Raw genomic sequence first — 14,879 nt, forward strand, 5'->3', positions numbered from 1 at the left:
TTTATTTCAGGCGCTCCACCCGCATCCTGCGGTTGCTTTCCTCCGTACCCAGATAAAACGCGCCGAACAGACCACGCTCAATGTAAACCTGGCCATCTGGAAAATAGTAGTTCTGCGAATCGTCCTGTTTCCAGATCTGGCCATTGCTCAGTGTCAGTGTCCACTTGCCATACCTGTCTTTGCTCTTGTCCTGAATACTGACCAGAATCTTGTCGGCACCCCCTTCGGTATAAGCCTTGTGTTCCATGCCGAACTTATCGACGGGGTCCTGGCTGGCCATTGGTGGTTGTGGTGTCTGGACCTGACCTGCCTGAGGCGCTGCGGGATGAGGCTGGCTGGGTGCGCGAACCAGGGGGACATCGGTTCTGTCGTACTGGCGCATATCTTTGGCCACACGGTCATAACAGACCAGTCGCTTCAGACTGTTGTCCGTCTGACTACAGGCCTGCACGGCTTCCGCCAGGGTCTGGGCCTGAGAAGTCAGCGACAGGCAGGCAAAGGGAAGGGCAATAAGGTATTTCAACTTCATGGAGTATCCTGATTTTCTGATGAATCCTGATCGGGTTCGTCCTCTTCGGGACGATAATACAGACCACCCACCAGCACTCCGAGTTCAAACAGCAGCCACATGGGCACGGCCAGCAGGGTTTGGGAAATCACATCCGGTGGGGTAAGCAGCATGCCAATCACAAATACCCCCACCACCACGTAAGGACGTTTTTCCCGCAACTGGGCCGGGCTGGTGACGCCGGTCCAGCACATCAGCACGATGGCGATGGGAATTTGGAATGACAGGCCAAAGGCGAAAAACAGCTTAAGGACAAAGTCCAGATAGCTGTTGATATCGGTACTGATGGTCACCCCCTCCGGTGCCACACTGGTAAAAAACGCAAAGGCCAGCGGAAAGACCACAAAATAGGCAAAGGCAATGCCTGCATAGAACAGCAAGGTGCTGGAAAACAACAGCGGTGCGATCAGGCGTTTTTCATTGCGGTACAGGCCCGGAGCAACGAATCCCCAGATCTGGTAAAGCACCACAGGGATAGCCACAAAGAAGGAGAACACCAGGGTCAGCTTGAAAGGTGCGAAAAAAGGCGATGCCACATCGGTGGCAATCATCTGGGCACCGGTCGGCATGACCCTAAGCAGCGGCGTGGCCAGCCAGTGATAAAGATCCTGGGCAAAATAGGCCAGGCAGAGGAAGACCAGCATCACCGCCAGCAGCGCTTTAAGCAGGCGGCTGCGCAGCTCGACGAGATGACTGAACAGAGACTGGGAATCTGACATCAGGGCTGCTTCTTCCCGTTACCGGCATCCGATGCCGGCGCAGCCGGTTTCTTGTCGTAGGGTTTTTTCACCGAATCGGCCGCCGCTTTAAGCTTGTCTACCGACTGCTTCAGTTCGGGGGACAGATTCTCCAGATTTTGTTGTTCGGCTTTTTTGAGGTTTTCATGCAACTCCTGCAACTTGAGTTGCTGCTCCACTTCCTGTTTGAAGCTGCTGGCCATGGAGCGCACGCTGGACAGAGTGCGGCTGGTCGCCCGGATAGCGCCGGGAAGCCTTTCAGGACCCAACACCAGCAGGGCGACAATGCCTATCACCAGTAACTCCCAAAAGCCGATATCGAACATTTTTAGTTGTCTTGCTTACGCTTGTCGGCCTGCGACGGCTGCGCCGATTCCGACTTGTTTTCCATCTTCCGCTGTTCGAAATCGGCGTCCTTGTCCTTGTCCTCGTCCTCGTCCTGCTCTGCGTCCTTGTCGTCGACGGCTTTCTTGAAGCCCTTAACAGCTGAGCCGAGATCGCTACCCAGGGTGCGCAGCTTCTTGGTGCCAAACAGCAATACGATGATCGCGAAGATAATCAGTAATTGCCAGATGCTGATGCCACCCATGTTCTACTCCTTAACGAAATAAATGCCCGTCATGTATCGAGTTGATTAATCTTTTCCGGGCAGATGTGATTGCATTAAAGATTAATCAGCTTGGTATTATACGTAGCTTGTTGCAAAGGTCACTGGATTTGATTAAGCAGATATTTCTGGTCATGCTTGAAGCAAGATGCTGAAAAAGGAAAGGTCATTGAGAGGGTTGCTACTGCTAATTTTGTTTTGTTGCCCCCTGCAAGCACAGGACGCGCAGCACCCCCCTGCAGAGTCGCCGCCTCCGGCGCCCTGGCTGGATGATTTACAGGTGAATTTGTCGGATTCTATCAATGCCACCGCCCGCTGGTTCGATCAGTTCTTTGCCGATGAATCCCTGGATCTGGATGAGGAAGCCCGGGCTGAAGCCAGGATCAGGCTGGGATGGGAGCCCAGGTCCCGGGAACTGAACGAGTTCGAAAGCCGCTTCCGGGTGCGCGTCAGCCTGCCGAATATGAAGCATCAGACCGATCTGATTTTTTCCGATTATGATGACAGGGAAGATTCATCCAGTGTCAAAGCGGCGCGCAACGAAGCCATCGACAATCGCAACCGGTTCAGCGTGGCCCTGCGCTGGCGGCTGAAGCAGTCTGATGATCTGGACGTCTCCCACCGGGTGGGGATAGGGCGCAAACTCCAGCCCTACGTAAAATCCGAGGTGCGCAAGACCTTTTCCCTCACGGAGATCAATAATATCCATGTGGAAGCCTCAGTGTACTACTACACCCAGGACAGATTTGGCAGCCATCTGATGGCCCAATACGAGCATCAGACCAGCCCGGACGGACTGTTTCGTTTCGACAATCACTTCTATTTTCGCGATGAGGAGAATGACTGGATCTGGCAGCACGGTTTTCATCAGTACCTGCAGTGGAACGAAAAAACCGCCGTTATCTACGGTCTGTTTGTGGAAGGCAACAGCCGGCCCAATTATCGGGATGAGGAATACCTGGTAAGCATACGTTGGCGGCGCAATGCGCTGCGGGAATGGTTGTTTTTCGAGGTGGAGCCCTTTGTCCTCTGGAGCCGGGAGGAAGAGTTCAAGCCGTCCTACGGGGTGGGATTGCGGGTTGAAGGCTATTTTGGCCAGCACTGAGCTATGGCTCAGCGCAAACCCCAGCCGCGTATCCAGCACAGGACCCCGAGCGCTGCCAGGGCTGCCCCATACCAGGCGCTGACCGGGTAGATGGGCACCAGCACCCCCAGCACGGTTAAGGTGCTGCCGAGCATCTGATAGCGGCGACTGCGATGCTGGCGATCCTGCTGCTGTTGTAACTGCTCCAGCCATTTTTGCTGCTGATGGGGTAATTGTTTCATCTGCTTGAGGGTATCGAATAACAGATCCGGCACCTCGGGCATTTTTTCCGACCAGTAGGGCAGGTTGGCTTTAACTTTCTTGTAGAGGGCTTTAAAGCCTATCTGTTCCTTCATCCAGTTCTCCAGAAAAGGCTTGGCGGTTTGCCACAGATCCAGTTGCGGATAAAGCTGGCGACCCAGGCCTTCGATATACAACAGGGTCTTTTGCAACAATACCAACTGGGGCTGCACCTGCATATTGAAACGCCGGGCTGTATTAAAGAGTTGCAATAACACGATACCGAAGCTGATCTCGGCCAACGGTTTCTGAAAAATGGGTTCGCAGACGGTGCGGATGGCCACTTCAAACTCATCGATATCGGTTTCTGGGGGCACCCAGCCCGAATCTACATGCAGCTCGGCCACCTTGCGGTAGTCCCGGTTGAAGAAGGCAACAAAGTTTTCAGCCAGATAGCGTTTGTCTTCCCTGTTCAGGGTGCCGACAATGCCGAAGTCGATGCCGATGTACTGAGGATCGGCGGGATTTTCGGTGGACACAAAAATATTACCCGGATGCATATCCGCGTGGAAAAAGCTGTCCCGGAAAACCTGGGTGAAGAACACCTCCACGCCCCGTTCGGCCAGCTTTTTCATATCCGTACCCTGGGCGAGCAGCGCGTCGATGTCGGCCACAGGTATGCCTCTGATGCGTTCCATCACAATCACGTTGTGACGACAATAATCACTGTAAATCAGTGGGATATACAAGGAGGATGAATTTTCGAAGTTGCGCCGCAACTGGATACCGTTGGAGGCCTCCTGCAGCAGGTTGAGTTCTTCGAGTATGGTTTTCTCATATTCCCGCACCACTTCCACCGGGCGCAGCCGCTTGCCGTCAGGCAACCAGCGCCTGACCATCTGTGCCAGGGTATACATCAGCTCCAGATCGGCATGGATGGTGTCTTCGATATCCGGGCGGGTCACCTTCACCACGACTTCGGCATTATGGGGCTTGAGTCTGGCCGTATGGACCTGGGCGATGGAGGCGGAAGCCAGAGGCTTGGCAGCAAAATCCTCGAAGAGTTCGTCGATGCTGCCAAGGCCCAGTGAATTGACAATGGTTTGTGTGGCAATGGCACTGTCAAAGGGCGGTACCTTGTCCTGCAGCAGGGCCAGTTCTTCAGCGATGTCCGGTGGCATCAGATCACGCCGGGTGGAGAGCATCTGGCCAAATTTAACGAACACCGGCCCCAGTGATTGCAATGCCAGGCGCAGCCGCTGGCCCCTGGGTTTGTCGGGATATTTGTTGCGGAGCCAGAAGGCGCTGCTTCTGACCAGTTTGGCATACCAGGGCAGCCATCTGGAGGGGATCAGTTCATCCAGGCCATGCTGCAACAGCGTTTTGTTGATGGTGTAAAGACGGGTTAACCGCACTATTTTCCTGCCTTTATTTGTTCCAGTTGGGTCAGTCTGGCCTCAAAGCGTGCCGCGTCACCCCGCAGTTGACTGACCTGTTCGCTGAAATCTTCCAGCGCCAGGGGGTGGGCGGCCAACTTCTTCTCCTGCAGGGCGCCGTCACTGAGCATCTGCCTGAGGCGTTCCAGCCGTTGCCGAGTATCAATCCGGGCTGAACGAAAAAACTGCAAAGTCTGATGGGCCAGCACATCGCCAACATAGCATGAAAGCTGTTCCTCCCAGTCGATATCCAGTTCCTTGAGCAGATTACTGAAGCTTTGTGCCGTATGCATGTCTCCATGCAGGGACAAGCGCTGTTGCTGTATCAACTGGCCAATCTGACTGACATCCTGCATGTCTTTGAGGGTGGACAGGGACAGACTCATGCTGCAATCCACTTCCGTATCTTCATCCAGCAGCAGATCCACCTGATCAGAAAAGGCAAAGGTCAGGGGCCAGGGTAACTCCCGTACCTGAATGCGCAGACGCTTGCCCGCCAATGGCTGCAGGCGATGCCCGCTCAAAGGATCCAGGTGGAGCAATTTGTTCAGTGCCAGCTCCAATGCCGACACCATCAACTGGGGGGCAGGCATCAGAACTTAAAACCCCGGTGCAGGGCAACAATGCCGCCTGTCATATTGTGATAGGTAATCTGCTCAAAACCGGCCTCACTCATCATGGTCTTCAGGGTCTCCTGATCCGGGTGCATACGGATGGACTCGGCCAGATACTGATAGCTCTCACCATCACCCACCACCAGTTGACCTATCTTCGGCAGTACATGGAATGAATAGAGATCGTAAGCCTTACTCAGGAGCTCAATCTGGGGTTTGGAAAACTCCAGAACCAGCAACCGTCCGCCGGGCTTCAGCACCCGGAACATGGACGCCAGGGCTTTTTCCTTGTCGGTCACATTGCGCAGGCCAAAGGCAATGGTTATCAAGTCAAAATGGTTGTCCGGAAAAGGCAGGCTTTCGGCATTGGCCTGCACATAGTCCATATTGACCAGGATACCCTTATCCCTGAGCTTATCGCGGCCTACCTTAAGCATGGCTTCGTTGATATCTGCCAGAACGACCTGACCGGTCGGCCCCACCAGACGGGAAAACTTAGCCGCAAGATCGCCGGTGCCACCAGCCAGATCCAGCACCCGCTGGCCCGGTCGTACGCCACTGCAGTCAATAGTGAAACGCTTCCATAACCTGTGTACGCCCATGGACAGCAGATCGTTCATCAGATCATATTTGCCGGCCACCGAATGGAAGACATCCGCCACCATAGAGGCCTTGCGGGCTTTTTCCACTGTCTTGAAGCCGAAATGGGTCTGCTCCTCCCCCACTTGCTGTGGGCCTGCAGGGGATATTTCCTGGGGCCTGTCGGAATTAGGTTCACTCATAAGAACTCCTGTCGGGCTGCCCGGCTGGGCCGAGCCGCTGGAACAGCTCGTGTACTGGATGCGGCCGGGTTGGATTGCGGTCGCTAGTGTAACTGATCGGGGCAAGTTTAAAAGGGGCTAGAGATTTATCCACAGGCAAATTGGCCATCTCCTTCAATAACTTGGCGCAGGTCCCGCGCTTGTGGATAAGCGGCTTGCCATGGCTGTCTTCGCGGTGGATACTGAACTGATAATTTGTCTAAATTAATGTCATAGAAATAGTTGAAATCTGACATGGACTGTCTCCCTAAATGGTTACCACTTAAGTTTGGCAGAACCCCGGGAAAGTGGGCATCCAGGTCATTCGATAGATTTACAGAGAAATAATGCGAATATTTGCCGCCATCTACTTGTTGATACTTTTATCCGCATGTACAAATGTCAAAACGTTAAATATCAAACGTTCTGAAATCGGTATGCTCAGTAATTACGATGTGTCGACTTTCAGTGACTATGGTAACGACGTGTTTTATGACCCTGAAGTTAAACTTCATCGATATGATATTTATGTTGGAGGTTACGGTGGCTGCGGTGGTCATTTATTAATATATGCCAAGCCGAAAATGGATCGTTACCTAATAAATAATGGTTACTCCGACTATACAGTAATGGATGTTCATCACCAATTGAGTCCTCCTTCAAAATGTAAGTTATTTATAAAATACAACAACTAATTCTAGCAAGGTCATTACGGCAAGCTTGTTTGATAAGAATCTATCTGGGGTACGGCTATTTGGCTCAACAGGGACTATGTCTCAGTTGGAACGTTATCTCCCGTGCTGAAAGCAATAATACGGCTCAGTTCCTGGTAGGAGCGGCCGCTTTGTTCTTTTAGCAGGTTAAAACAGTCCTGGATCTTCTGCAGGCTGCCCTTGGAGGTGACGGCGCCTGAGATAATATTGCGCTGGCGGAAATAACTCTCCACATCGTTGCTGAGCAGGAAGGTGTCCTTGCCGACAAAACGCAGGGCGTAGGGTCCGGTGTTGCCGCCCAGGCGGGCGCCGTGTTTTTTCAGGTAGGCCCACAGGCCGATGATATTGTCAGATGGCCAGTCGGCGATAAACTGTCCGAAGCTGCCGTGCTGTCTGCGCACGGCATCGATCATCAGGGCATTATCGCGGATGGTTTTGACCTTATTGAAGTTGCGGATGATGGCCGGATCGGCGGCTTTTCGTTCCAGCATTTCGTCGGGTACGAGCAGGACCTTGTCGATATCGAAGCCGAAGAACAGCTCCTCGAAGGCTGGCCATTTCTGCTCCACCACCCGCCAGACAAAACCCGACTGAAAAATCTTTTTGGTCATCTCGGCCAGATATCTGTCATCGCCCAGGGCTTTGAGCTCGGCATCCGTTCTGGGTTTGCCCAGCATGGCCTCCAGGGCTTGTTTTCCTTTTCGTTCACAGGCCCGCTGATACAGGGCGTCAAAGGATTCCAACTGGTCGAGATGTTCCATGGGTTATTCCTGTTGTTATATAGAAAGTAACGAGTAACGGGTGACAGGTAACGAGTTACTAGTAACAAAACTGTGACAAGTCATGAGAATCCGGCCATTTTTCTCGTCACTCTTCAATGATACCGCTGTGGCGCAGCAGCGCATCTACCTGGGGCTCGCGGCCACGGAAGGCCACAAAAAGCTCCATGGGCTCTTTGCTGCCACCCATCTCCAGGATATGAGTAAGGAAATCCTGGCCCGTCCTGGGGTTAAAGATACCTTCCTCCTCGAAGCGTGAGAACGCATCGGATGACAATACTTCGGCCCACTTGTAGCTGTAGTATCCCGCTGCATAGCCCCCGGCGAAGATATGGCCGAAGCTGTGCTGGAAACGGTTGAAAGCCGGTGGCTTGATCACCGATACCTGATCGCGGACCCGATCCAGGATGGTCTGGATCTGGCCTTTCTTGCCCGGTTGATAGTCTTTGTGCAGGTGAAAATCGAAAAGACTGAACTCCAGTTGTCTGACCATCTGCATGGCGGACTGGAAGTTGCGGGCGGCCAGCATTTTATCCAGCAGGTCCTTGGGCAGCGACTCATCCGTCTTGTAATGGCCGGAGATGAAGTTCAGCGCTTCTTCCTGCCAGCACCAGTTCTCCAGGAACTGGCTGGGCAGTTCCACGGCATCCCAGGGTACGCCGCTGATGCCGGCCACCCCGGGAGAGGAGATTTGGGTCAGCATATGGTGCAGGCCGTGGCCGAATTCGTGGAACAGGGTGACCACTTCGTCATGGGTGAACAGGGCGGGTTTATCGCCCACCGGGCCGTTGAAATTACAGGTCAGGTACGCCACCGGATGTTGCAGCTCGCCGCCGGCCCGGTGCCGCCTGTCCAGGCATACATCCATCCAGGCACCACCCCGTTTGTGGGCTCGGGCATAGAGATCCAGATAGAAGCTGCCACGCAACTGACCGTTCTTGTCATGGATATCGAAAAAGCGCACATCTTTATGCCAGGTATCCAGACCCTTACGCTCGCTGATATCCATCCGGTACAGACGGTTAACCACGTCAAACAGGCCGCTTAAGGCTTTGTGTTCCGGGAAATAGGGGCGCAGCTGCTCATCGGAGATGGCATAGCGGGCTTCTTTTAGCTTTTCACTGTAGTAGGCCAAATCCCAGGCTTGGAGATCATCCATGCCATGCTCTTCCCGGGCAAAGTCACTTAGTTCCTGCAGGTCCTTCTCGGCCTGGGGCTTGGAACGCTTGGCCAGATCTTCGAGAAAGCCGATGACCTGTTCAGGGGAATCCGCCATCTTGGTGGCCAGGGAGCGATGAGCATAGGACTCAAATCCCAGCAACTGGGCAAGCTCCAGACGCAGGGTCAGAGTCTCTTCCATAATTTCGCTGTTGTCCCATTTGCCTGCGTTAGGGCCCTGGTCCGAGGCGCGGGTACTGTAAGCCTGATACAGTTCCTCTCGCAATTCGCGGTTATCCGCATACATCATCACCGGCAGGTAAGAGGGAATATCAAGGGTAAACAGCCAGCCCTGCAGATCTTTTTGCCGGGCAGCCTGAGCGGCAGCTTCCAGGGCTGACTCCGGCAGGCCTGATAACAGGGATTCATTGGTAATATGCTTGGTCCAGCCCAGGGTGGCATCCATCAGATTGTTGCTGAACCTGGAGGACAGATCAGACAGCCGGCTCTGGATTTGGGCAAAGCGTTTTTTCTTTTCCTCAGGCAGGGCCACACCGGAGAGCTCGAAGTCCCGCAGGGTATTGTCGATGACCTTACGCTGGGCTTCATCCAGTTCACTGTATTGAGCGCTGTCTTTGATGGCTTTGTAAGCCTGATAGAGTTCCTGATTCTGGCCCACCCAGGTGCCGTAATCGGACAGCAGGGGCAGACAGGCATCATGGGCTTCGCGCAGCTCCTCGTTGCTGACCACCGAGTTCATATGAGAGATGGGAGACCAGAGCTTATTCAACTTGTCGTCCGCTTCATCCAGAGGTACCACAAGATTGTCCCAACTGAAGCTGGACTGTTTGACCAGTCGTTCAATCTCACTCTTGCAATGCTCGATGGCGTTCCTGATCTTATCCTGAATACCGGCAGGTTTGATCTGCGAGAAGTTGGGTAGGTCCTGAACGGCAGACGCTGATTGGCTCATAGGTTTCCCTCTGGGGCTAAATGCAAATGTAACCTACAAGATAAGGGTAGCCTGGCCAAGTTCAATAGCACTGGAACAAAGCCGGTAAAAAAAGGCGCCGAAAAGGCGCCTATAGGGGGACTTACTTAATTTCTATCCGTTTGGTGGACTGCTGGGCCTCGGCTGGTTTGGGGAGCATCACGCTCAGCACGCCCTTATCATAGCTGGCCCGTACTTCGGTGTTGTCTGCCAGGCTGAAGGGCAACTGGATTACCCGCCTGAATGAGCCATAACTGCGTTCCAGCAGATGATAGCCCTTATCCTGTGTATCCTCTTTCTTAAATTCCTTTTCCCCCTGAACCAGCAGTTGATCGCCGTGCAGCTCCAACTGGATATCCTTGCGATCCATATCGGGCAGATCAATTTTAATCTCCAACCCTTCTTTGGTTTCGGCCATATCCACCGCCGGACGCATCCAGCGATTACTGGTTTCCGGCCAATCCCGGAAAAAGTCGTCGAACACATTATCCAGACGGCTGCGAAGGGAAGTAACGGCTTGTGGCTTCTGGTGGCCGAAGAGACTGGGAAATAAACTCATAATGACCTCCTGGAAAGAACTTGATTACATATGCATTGTTGACTGCAAATAAAATCTAGGAGCAATGCGAACCGCTTTCAATAGGTCGGTCGGTTAAAATTTGCGCTGGATCAAGAGAGCCCAAAAAACAGGGGCAGGGAAAGAAAACGGGTATTTGACCTGTCTGGTAGACTTTGCCCTTAAGCCTCAGAGTAAGGCATGGCACAATCTCGCCAAACAGGAATTGGAAACCACCCATGACAGAATTCGATTATCTATGTATCGGCGGCGGCAGCGGCGGGATTGCCTCGGCCAATCGGGCAGCCAGCCACGGCGCCAAGGTGGCGCTGGTGGAAGCCAAAGCCATTGGTGGCACCTGCGTCAATGTGGGCTGCGTACCGAAAAAGGCCATGTGGTTCGGCGCCCAGGTGGCAGAAGCCGTCAAACTCTATGCCCCGGATTATGGCTTCGATCTGTCAGTGAACAAATTCGACTGGCAGACCCTGGTAGACAGCCGCGAGGCCTATATCCAGCGCATACACGGCTCCTATGACAGGGTGTTGGGTAACAACGATATCCACCGGATCCAGGGGTTTGCCCGTTTTGTGGATGCCAATACGGTAGAGGTAGAGGGACGACAGTATCGGGCCAAACATATCCTGGTGGCCACCGGCGGGCGACCTGTCTGGCCGGATGTGCCTGGCGCCGAATACGGCATCGATTCGGATGGTTTCTTCGCGCTGAAAGAACAGCCCAAACGGGTGCTGGTGGTAGGCGCCGGTTATATCGCTGTGGAACTGGCCGGGGTGATGCATGCCCTTGGCAGCGACACCCACCTGGCGGTGCGCTACGACAAGGTGCTGCGCGGCTTTGATCCTGTACTCAGCGATACCCTGATGGAGTTGATGGACGGGGAAGGTCCCCGGCTGCACACTTACTCGGAAGTGGTCAGGGTGGACAAGCTGAAGGATGGCAGCCTGGAGGCCCATTTCAGCAGCGGTGGCAGCCTACGGATGGACTGCCTGATCTGGGCTATCGGCCGCGAACCGGCCAATAATGATTTGGGCCTGGATAAGGCCGGCGTGGCGCTGGATGACAACGGCTATATCAAGGTGGACAAATTCCAGAACACCAATGTGCCGGGTATCTATGCAGTGGGTGACAATACCGGCCAGCTGGAACTCACCCCGGTGGCGGTAAAAGCGGGCAGACTGTTGTCTGAACGGTTGTTCAATAATCAATCCCAGGCACATATGGACTATGAAACCGTACCCACGGTGATCTTCAGTCATCCGCCCATCGGCACCATAGGTCTGACTGAGCCGCAGGCCATTGAGAAGTTTGGTCAGACCAATGTCAAAGTTTACCATTCCAGCTTCGCAGCCATGTACACGGCCCTGACCCGTCATCGTCAGGTCACCCGCATGAAGCTGATTTGCGCCGGTCCACAGGAAACGGTGGTGGGTTTACACGGCATCGGCCATGGCATGGACGAAATCCTGCAGGGCTTTGGTGTGGCCATCAAAATGGGCGCCACCAAGGCGGACTTCGATGCTTGTGTAGCCATACATCCCACCTCCGCCGAGGAATTTGTCACCATGAGATAGGCCCAAGAAACACCTCGAGGATAACCGGCCCCAGGCTGATCGTCCTCAGTTCAGCCGTTTCGCGTGGTATCAGATACAACTTTTATCTTTTTCCTGCCGGATTTCTGCCAGAATCCACTTCTAGATTAGGATGTAAAGTCTGAGCGATAGGGGATCTGCCATGCAAAAAATGATTAACAGCAATAACAACCTGCTCGCCATCGGCGTGTTTCTAGGCCTGACCCTGCTGGGTTATCTGCTCGGCAATGCCGCTATCCGGGTTAAGGAATACGAGCGTACCGTCACCGTCAAGGGCCTGTCCGAAAGAGAGGTGATGGCGGATGTGGTGATCTGGCCCATCGCTTTTACCCAGGCCGGCAACGATCTGGAACAACTCTATCTGGATATGGAAAAAGGCGTGGAAAAGGTTCGTGCCTATCTTACCCTCAAGGGCATAAGCGAACAGGAAATCAGCTTCGGCGCACCTTCGGTCACAGACAAGTCTGCCCAGCAGTGGGGAGGCGGCGAGCGGGCCGAGTTTCGTTATACGGCCACCCAGGTAGTCACAGTGTACTCAGGGGAAATAGACACAGTGCGCTCGGCCATGCAGGACCTGGTGGAATTGGGCAAGCAGGGCTTGGTATTTGGTGGCAATCAGTACGAGCATATGACCGAGTACCAGTTCAACGGTCTTAATCAAATCAAGCCGGCCATGATAGAGGAAGCGACGATCAATGCCCGGGCCGTGGCAGAGAAATTCGCCCGGGACTCCAACAGTGAAGTAGGCAAGATACGCCAGGCTTCCCAGGGGCAGTTCAGTATTTCCGACCGGGATAAGAACAACCCCCACATAAAAAACGTGCGGGTGGTTTCCACCATTGAATACTATCTGGCTGATTGATTGTTGAGCCAGATGACCAGTTGCTTGAATCTGTACTGGCGTACAAAGTGCTGGACCTTGTCGACAAACCCCTGATACTCGCCCTGTTGTTCGAGGTCCTTCATCAGTGACCGCACGCCCAATACATTGTGCTGTCTGGCCAGTTCTTCCAGGCGCGCGAGGGTGTCCACTGGTGGCCATATCAGGGGCGTTGGCGACGGCTCAGTTGCCGGTGTTTCTTCAATGTGGTGCACAGAATCGACAACGGCCAATTCCAGCTCAAACCAGAACTCACTGCCTTGTTGCACCCTACTGCGCACCTGCAGATCCGAACCCATTAATTTCACCAGCCGCTGGCTGATCGTCAGGCCCAATCCAGAGCCTTCGGCCCGGGTGATAGCGTTGTCCAATTGCTGGAAAGGAATGAATATATTCCTGAGTTGTTCTTTGGCAATGCCTATACCTGTGTCTTGGACACTGAAGCGTATTTTGTGCAGATTTGTCCTGGATTTTCTGATCAGGTCCACACAGAAGACAATCTGACCGGCCTGGGTGAACTTGACTGCATTGTTGAGCAGATTGAGCAACACCTGACGCAGACGTTTTTCATCTGCCAGTACCACTTTTGGCAGGTCACTGGAAAAGTGATGGCTGAATTCCAGGTTTTTGATCTCGGCACTGATGCGGCTCATATCCACCAGGGTATGCAGAAACAGGGGCAGGTTGACCTCCTGTTCATGCAGGATGAGATTGTCTCCATCTGCGCGCGAAAACTCGAGTATATCGTTAATCATCAGCAGCAGGTGTTCGGCGCTTTTGTCTATGGTCTCTATGCCATGACCATGCCGGTCCATGAGTTCCTTGTTCTGTCTGTACAACTGGGTGTAACCCAGTATGGCGTTCAGTGGGGTACGCAGCTCGTGTGTCACGTTGGCCATAAAGCGCGTCTTGGCCTGGTCCGAGGCTTCTATCAGCATCTTTGCCGAGTTCAGCCGTTGGAACATGATCGCCAAAGTCAGCCAGACTGCCACCAACAAGATCAGGGCGATGCTGGATTCGGCGTACAGCTTGGACTTCATTTCTGTGCTGAGACTCTGAAAATAGGCATCGCTGATGTCGAACACCGCCATCCCAAGCAATTCACCCAAATGGTTAATCAGGGGAATATCCACCCGGAAACAGGAAACACAGGCCTCTCCCTCTGTCCGGTAATCCAGGCTGCCCGCAGGCGCCTTGACTGTGTCGTAGTTCAGTTCCAGGCTGAAATGGCGAATGTAGGGCCCTCCAATAGCCGGGTCTTCCACGATCAGCAGTTGACGGATGGTGCTCATCAGCTCTTCTGACAGGGCGCTGCTGTGCTCCAAAGTGCCCAGCAGCACTGTACCCTGGGATTGCGCCAGGATGCTGGCCTGGGTCTTGGCGGCCAGGTACAGCCTGGGTTGCAGGGTGTTTTGCCAGTATCTGTCCAGCGACCACAGGAACACCGCCAGCAGGGACAGGAAGATCACCGCAATGAGCAGATGCTGAGTAAGATGACTATGGCCCTTGAGCCAACGCCTGAGCTGCCTGCTATTCATATTTCAGGGCTACCTTCAGGTAAAAGGACTTAATCTGCAAACCGCTCTTTTTCAGGCTGTGCATATTGATGTAAGGGCGGACCGTCGCCTGTACGGACAAACCACCAAGCACCCCCTGCTCCACATCGCCTTCAAAGGGAGAAAACAGGACAAAGGACTGGGCGATACTCTTTTCGACCAGTGCGCTTAACTCATCCTCATTGAGCTGCTGGGTGATAAAGACGCCCCCTATCTGTCTTGCGGGCAAAGCCAGCAGCTCCTGCAAGGGTATGATTTCGATTCTGGCGTTGAGGGATTGCGGCAGATTGAAGCTATCCTGCAGCACCTGGAGGTAGAGTTGCGCATCCTCATCGGAACTCGCATAAGTCAGGTAGAGCACCAGGTCCTGCTGTTCGTTCAGTTTGTCCTGCAGGCCCAGGTCTGAACTTATCAGGGTGCGGAATAGTTTCAGGCCCACATGGGCCCGATGCTCCCCATAGCCGTCAGCCAGATAAAGTCCTTGCACGCGCAGGGGCACTAACAGAACAGCTAGGACCGTTAACAGGGCGATGCAGTATCTGCGGCTAATCAT

The 14,879-nt window shown here is 53.7% G+C and carries 16 protein-coding genes; 4 read left to right on the forward strand and 12 right to left on the reverse strand.

Translation table 11 applies throughout. The features are described 5' to 3' along the window. Position 1: 1 nt before the first annotated feature. From J0A66_RS00700 to tatA, 4 genes are read right to left on the reverse strand one after another with little or no spacing between them, the layout of a single operon-like run. A complete protein-coding gene (locus J0A66_RS00700) occupies positions 2–529 on the reverse strand; it encodes a hypothetical protein (RefSeq protein ID WP_206571852.1) in 528 nt (175 codons plus the stop codon). Continuing rightward, positions 526–1,287: a twin-arginine translocase subunit TatC gene (gene tatC, locus J0A66_RS00705; RefSeq protein ID WP_206571853.1), complete on the reverse strand. Its 762-nt coding sequence runs from the start codon at positions 1,285–1,287 to the stop codon at positions 526–528. The genes J0A66_RS00700 and tatC overlap by 4 nt, the downstream gene beginning before the upstream one ends. Beyond that, positions 1,287–1,631, reverse strand: a complete 345-nt coding sequence (gene tatB / locus J0A66_RS00710; protein WP_206571854.1) for a Sec-independent protein translocase protein TatB — start codon at positions 1,629–1,631, stop codon at positions 1,287–1,289. Before tatB ends, tatC begins: the two co-directional genes overlap by 1 nt. 2 nt (positions 1,632–1,633) lie before the next feature. Continuing rightward, a complete protein-coding gene (gene tatA / locus J0A66_RS00715; protein WP_206571855.1) occupies positions 1,634–1,894 on the reverse strand; it encodes a Sec-independent protein translocase subunit TatA in 261 nt (86 codons plus the stop codon). A gap of 187 nt (positions 1,895–2,081) precedes the next feature. Between tatA and J0A66_RS00720 the strand changes: the two genes are divergently transcribed. After that, the gene (locus J0A66_RS00720) at positions 2,082–3,017 is read left to right on the forward strand and encodes a hypothetical protein (RefSeq protein ID WP_241263932.1); all 936 of its coding nucleotides are present in this window, start codon (positions 2,082–2,084) and stop codon (positions 3,015–3,017) included. An 8-nt stretch (positions 3,018–3,025) separates the two neighbouring features. On the opposite strand, the gene ubiB is transcribed toward J0A66_RS00720, so the two are convergent. The 3 genes from ubiB to ubiE are packed head-to-tail and all read right to left on the reverse strand — an operon-like array spanning position 3,026 to position 6,068. Further along, complete coding sequence (gene ubiB, locus J0A66_RS00725; protein ID WP_206571856.1) at positions 3,026–4,651, reverse strand: ubiquinone biosynthesis regulatory protein kinase UbiB; 1,626 nt, start codon at positions 4,649–4,651, stop codon at positions 3,026–3,028. Continuing rightward, positions 4,651–5,265: a ubiquinone biosynthesis accessory factor UbiJ gene (locus tag J0A66_RS00730; protein WP_206571857.1), complete on the reverse strand. Its 615-nt coding sequence runs from the start codon at positions 5,263–5,265 to the stop codon at positions 4,651–4,653. The genes ubiB and J0A66_RS00730 overlap by 1 nt, the downstream gene beginning before the upstream one ends. Further along, positions 5,265–6,068, reverse strand: a complete 804-nt coding sequence (ubiE, locus tag J0A66_RS00735; protein ID WP_206571858.1) for a bifunctional demethylmenaquinone methyltransferase/2-methoxy-6-polyprenyl-1,4-benzoquinol methylase UbiE — start codon at positions 6,066–6,068, stop codon at positions 5,265–5,267. Before ubiE ends, J0A66_RS00730 begins: the two co-directional genes overlap by 1 nt. Positions 6,069–6,433: 365 nt before the next feature. On the opposite strand from ubiE, the gene J0A66_RS00740 reads away from it, so the two are divergent. Further along, positions 6,434–6,781, forward strand: a complete 348-nt coding sequence (locus J0A66_RS00740) for a hypothetical protein (protein WP_206571859.1) — start codon at positions 6,434–6,436, stop codon at positions 6,779–6,781. 74 nt (positions 6,782–6,855) lie between these two features. Here the strand turns inward: J0A66_RS00740 and J0A66_RS00745 are convergent, their stop codons facing one another. The 3 genes from J0A66_RS00745 to J0A66_RS00755 form a co-directional block, all read right to left on the reverse strand. Beyond that, complete coding sequence (locus J0A66_RS00745) at positions 6,856–7,560, reverse strand: DNA-3-methyladenine glycosylase I (RefSeq protein WP_206571860.1); 705 nt, start codon at positions 7,558–7,560, stop codon at positions 6,856–6,858. Positions 7,561–7,666: 106 nt separating this feature from the next. Next, positions 7,667–9,709 (reverse strand): oligopeptidase A, encoded by a 2,043-nt coding sequence (prlC, locus tag J0A66_RS00750; protein ID WP_206571861.1) that lies wholly within the window; start codon positions 9,707–9,709, stop codon positions 7,667–7,669. A gap of 121 nt (positions 9,710–9,830) precedes the next feature. After that, positions 9,831–10,286 carry an Hsp20/alpha crystallin family protein gene (locus J0A66_RS00755; protein ID WP_206571862.1) on the reverse strand — a complete coding sequence of 152 codons (456 nt, stop codon included), beginning with the start codon at positions 10,284–10,286 and terminating at the stop codon, positions 9,831–9,833. A gap of 236 nt (positions 10,287–10,522) precedes the next feature. On the opposite strand from J0A66_RS00755, the gene gorA reads away from it, so the two are divergent. Then, positions 10,523–11,872: a glutathione-disulfide reductase gene (gorA, locus tag J0A66_RS00760; protein WP_206571863.1), complete on the forward strand. Its 1,350-nt coding sequence runs from the start codon at positions 10,523–10,525 to the stop codon at positions 11,870–11,872. Positions 11,873–12,032: 160 nt separating this feature from the next. Continuing rightward, positions 12,033–12,752, forward strand: a complete 720-nt coding sequence (locus J0A66_RS00765; protein WP_241263933.1) for an SIMPL domain-containing protein — start codon at positions 12,033–12,035, stop codon at positions 12,750–12,752. Here J0A66_RS00765 and J0A66_RS00770 read toward each other — a convergent pair. After that, positions 12,737–14,308, reverse strand: coding sequence for a sensor histidine kinase (locus tag J0A66_RS00770; protein ID WP_206571864.1), 1,572 nt, complete (start codon positions 14,306–14,308; stop codon positions 12,737–12,739). The genes J0A66_RS00765 and J0A66_RS00770 overlap by 16 nt on opposite strands. Then, a complete protein-coding gene (locus J0A66_RS00775) occupies positions 14,301–14,879 on the reverse strand; it encodes a hypothetical protein (protein WP_206571865.1) in 579 nt (192 codons plus the stop codon). The genes J0A66_RS00770 and J0A66_RS00775 overlap by 8 nt, the downstream gene beginning before the upstream one ends.

Source organism: Bowmanella dokdonensis, from assembly GCF_017254865.1.
Lineage (GTDB): Bacteria > Pseudomonadota > Gammaproteobacteria > Enterobacterales > Alteromonadaceae > Bowmanella > Bowmanella dokdonensis.

Excerpts from the sequence above, each read along its gene's own strand:
- ubiE (WP_206571858.1), bottom strand. The coding sequence starts at position 6,068 with ATGAGTGAACCTAATTCCGACAGGCCCCAGGAAATATCCCCTGCAGGC.
- prlC (WP_206571861.1), bottom strand. The coding sequence starts at position 9,709 with ATGAGCCAATCAGCGTCTGCCGTTCAGGACCTACCCAACTTCTCGCAG.
- tatA (WP_206571855.1), bottom strand. The coding sequence starts at position 1,894 with ATGGGTGGCATCAGCATCTGGCAATTACTGATTATCTTCGCGATCATC.
- J0A66_RS00755 (WP_206571862.1), bottom strand. The coding sequence starts at position 10,286 with ATGAGTTTATTTCCCAGTCTCTTCGGCCACCAGAAGCCACAAGCCGTT.
- J0A66_RS00740 (WP_206571859.1), top strand. The coding sequence starts at position 6,434 with ATGCGAATATTTGCCGCCATCTACTTGTTGATACTTTTATCCGCATGT.
- J0A66_RS00700 (WP_206571852.1), bottom strand. The coding sequence starts at position 529 with ATGAAGTTGAAATACCTTATTGCCCTTCCCTTTGCCTGCCTGTCGCTG.
- gorA (WP_206571863.1), top strand. The coding sequence starts at position 10,523 with ATGACAGAATTCGATTATCTATGTATCGGCGGCGGCAGCGGCGGGATT.
- tatC (WP_206571853.1), bottom strand. The coding sequence starts at position 1,287 with ATGTCAGATTCCCAGTCTCTGTTCAGTCATCTCGTCGAGCTGCGCAGC.
- J0A66_RS00770 (WP_206571864.1), bottom strand. The coding sequence starts at position 14,308 with ATGAATAGCAGGCAGCTCAGGCGTTGGCTCAAGGGCCATAGTCATCTT.
- J0A66_RS00775 (WP_206571865.1), bottom strand. The coding sequence starts at position 14,879 with ATGATTAGCCGCAGATACTGCATCGCCCTGTTAACGGTCCTAGCTGTT.
- J0A66_RS00730 (WP_206571857.1), bottom strand. The coding sequence starts at position 5,265 with ATGCCTGCCCCCCAGTTGATGGTGTCGGCATTGGAGCTGGCACTGAAC.
- J0A66_RS00745 (WP_206571860.1), bottom strand. The coding sequence starts at position 7,560 with ATGGAACATCTCGACCAGTTGGAATCCTTTGACGCCCTGTATCAGCGG.
- tatB (WP_206571854.1), bottom strand. The coding sequence starts at position 1,631 with ATGTTCGATATCGGCTTTTGGGAGTTACTGGTGATAGGCATTGTCGCC.
- J0A66_RS00765 (WP_241263933.1), top strand. The coding sequence starts at position 12,033 with ATGCAAAAAATGATTAACAGCAATAACAACCTGCTCGCCATCGGCGTG.